Raw genomic sequence first — 1,497 nt, 5'->3', positions numbered from 1 at the left:
GGGTTCGATCGCTCGGTTCTTGTGATTGCGACGCCCACAGGCACTGGCTGGCTCGATCCCGCATCCCAGCAACCCCTGGAATATTTGCATCGCGGCGACGTTTCCACCGTGGTGGTGCAATATTCCTATCTGGCGAGTTGGCTGGCGCTTCTTGCGGAGCCGGATGTCGGTGCCGAGACGTCCAGGGCTGTGTTCGCGGCGATCTATGGTTACTGGCGCGATCTGCCCGCGGAAACCCGGCCGAGGCTTTACCTGCATGGCCTCAGTCTGGGGGCGCTGAACTCCGATCTGTCCACCAACCTGTTCCAGGTGATAGACGATCCGTTCGACGGCGTGTTCCTGGTGGGGCCGCCCTTCAACACGCCAACCTGGCGCGAAGCCACACAGGCGCGCTTGCCCAACTCCCCGGCCTGGCTGCCGCGTTTGGACAGCGCATGGCCGATCCGGTTCACCAACCAGACGAACCAGCTTGGTTTGGAGAGTGCCGGCAACGGGTTTCGCATCGCCTTTCTGCAATATGGCAGCGACCCCATCACCTTCTTCGATACCCGTGCCGCCTATCGCCGTCCGGCCTGGTTGGAGGGTCATCGGGCGCCGGATGTGTCCCCCGATCTGCGCTGGTATCCGGTCATCACGTTCCTGCAGCTGGTGGTCGATCTCATGACGGCCACCACGACCCCGATGGGCTACGGCCATGTCTACGCGCCCGAACATTATATCGACGGTTGGGTCTATGTAACGCGACCGTCTGGGTGGACCGAACCAGAGCTCGAACGGCTGAAAGCAATGCTTGGAGCGAAGCTGCGCGAACAGCTTTAGGCGCAGGTCGTTTGCCGGCCTCGCTTCAAATCCATCGCGCCATTTTGGGAGATAGGAAAATAGTCCTTGACACCGTGACGGTGCTCGAGTAGGTTACAGCTATCGTCAGACAGTTGTGACTGAGAGCCGGCGACGCGGGAATGGCGTCGGGGTAGACAGTCGCACGAGACGCATCAGCCGGGGATAGATTTTAGACATGACAGCAAAGGTCGGGCCGACCTGGGCGGCTCTTCGCGCGATCTATGAGGGTGCGCGACCCACACTTCCGATCCTCGCCACGGCGGGCCGTATTCCGGAAGATACCATTTTCGCCAAGGCCCTGCGGGACCAGTGGGTGGATGCCTATGCGGCAGGCACCGGGGCAGGACGCAAGCTTCGGCTGCAAGGCCGGATCGAAAAACTGGAAAAGCTGATCGATACGCTTATCGGCGAAAGCGAAGCCAGTCCCACCGTCGACAAATCACGCATCGACATGATCGGCGTGCTGTTTCGCGCCATCGAAAAGCTGAAGGACATGGTCTCGTCCCAGGAAGCGGAGGCGCAGGCGGGGAGTGGGGAAAGAGATGAGCGGGTCGGCACCATTATCCAACGGATCGACCAGCGCATCCTCGATCTCGCGCGGGGAACAGAAAGGGGAACAGCCAACAAACCTGGCTGAGCTCAGTGAAGACGAAGCGC

Annotated in this window: 2 protein-coding genes; both read left to right on the top strand. The window is 61.0% G+C overall.

Annotation, left to right across the window (positions count from 1 at the left end; all coding sequences use genetic code 11):
- Positions 1–819: alpha/beta-hydrolase family protein (locus tag RTX98_RS17790; RefSeq protein ID WP_312798137.1), on the top strand; the 819-nt coding region annotated here is incomplete at its 5' end.
- Positions 820–1,015: 196 nt separating this feature from the next.
- Positions 1,016–1,477 carry a hypothetical protein gene (locus tag RTX98_RS17785; RefSeq protein WP_312798136.1) on the top strand — a complete coding sequence of 154 codons (462 nt, stop codon included), beginning with the start codon at positions 1,016–1,018 and terminating at the stop codon, positions 1,475–1,477.
- Positions 1,478–1,497 lie beyond the last annotated feature (20 nt).

This window comes from Tianweitania sp. (assembly GCF_032053605.1).
Lineage (GTDB): Bacteria > Pseudomonadota > Alphaproteobacteria > Rhizobiales > Rhizobiaceae > Tianweitania.
The sequence above is the reverse complement of the archived record's forward strand: the minus strand, read 5'-3'. Positions and strand labels throughout refer to the sequence as shown.